Raw genomic sequence first — 984 nt, forward strand, 5'->3', positions numbered from 1 at the left:
CCCTCGGGTCCAGGACAGCTTCCACATCGAACACCACTGATTCCCTTTCCATCTCTGACTCCTTCAAGTCGATGGGTGGGGAAAATTCGATTACCACAGGTGGGGATTATTGGATTACCGCTGACACGAACTGCTCGAGCGTCACCGCGGGCCGATGCTGTTTGGTGGTTTCGGCATTGTCGATGCTTATTTTGCGCCGGTGTGCATGCGCTTCAACACCTACGGTGTGCCGCTCCCGGAGGCGGTCGAGGCCTATGTCGACCGGGTGTGCGCACTGCAGGGAGTGAGTGCGTGGATTCGCGACGCGCTCGCCGAGCAGGACTTTCTGGCCTTCGAGGAGCCCTATCGCCTCACCCGCTGATCTGGGCATGTACTCCTCCCCCTTCCAAGGGGGAGGTCAGGTGGGGGCGGTGTCGCGCTCAAGCGGGCGCGTGGGCACTCACCAGTAGCGCATCGCGTCGCGGAACAGGCCCGAAAGGTGTTGTTGGTTGACCGGCTTCGGTGCGTTCTTGATCAGCCGCTGCTGCGCCCACGCGCCAGCGGTGAGGGTGTCGATGTCGCCCTCGCAATAGCCACAGCCACCCACCCCGTTGGGGATGTCGCAGATTCGCATCAGTTCGATCAGTCTCCGCGCGACGATCTCGCCGGAATCCGCCAGGCCGGCGCCGCCCACGTCCGCGCCGAGCCAGCCGGCGGCCTCCAGATGGCGCTCCGGGCACGCGTCGGCGGTAAAGCGGAAGACTGCGGGCGCATTGACGATGACCGACATGCCGTGCGGCACCATGGGGTGGTCGTCCGGGTAGTCGGGCACATGGAAATCGCGCACCCCGCCGGCGACCGCTTAGGCCATGCCGTGGGGCAGATGCACTCCCGCGTTGCCGAAGGCGATGCCGGCCAGCGTGGCGGCCCACATCATGCCGTCGCGGGCTTCGCGGCTGTCTCTTATACACCTCTCCGAGCCCACGAGACCCTAAGACATCTCGT

At 64.8% G+C, this 984-nt stretch carries 1 protein-coding gene and 1 pseudogene; one reads left to right on the forward strand and one right to left on the reverse strand.

What is annotated here, in order from left to right:
* Positions 1-154 precede the first annotated feature (154 nt).
* Positions 155-361 (forward strand): glutathione S-transferase family protein, encoded by a 207-nt coding sequence (locus GPA21_RS20255; protein WP_168989858.1) that lies wholly within the window; start codon positions 155-157, stop codon positions 359-361.
* A 78-nt stretch (positions 362-439) separates the two neighbouring features.
* On the opposite strand, the pseudogene GPA21_RS20260 reads toward GPA21_RS20255, so the two are convergent.
* Positions 440-964: pseudogene (locus tag GPA21_RS20260) on the reverse strand (dehydroquinate synthase/iron-containing alcohol dehydrogenase family protein).
* Positions 965-984 lie beyond the last annotated feature (20 nt).

The organism is Azoarcus taiwanensis (genome assembly GCF_012910885.1).
GTDB classification, from domain to species: domain Bacteria; phylum Pseudomonadota; class Gammaproteobacteria; order Burkholderiales; family Rhodocyclaceae; genus Azoarcus_F; species Azoarcus_F taiwanensis.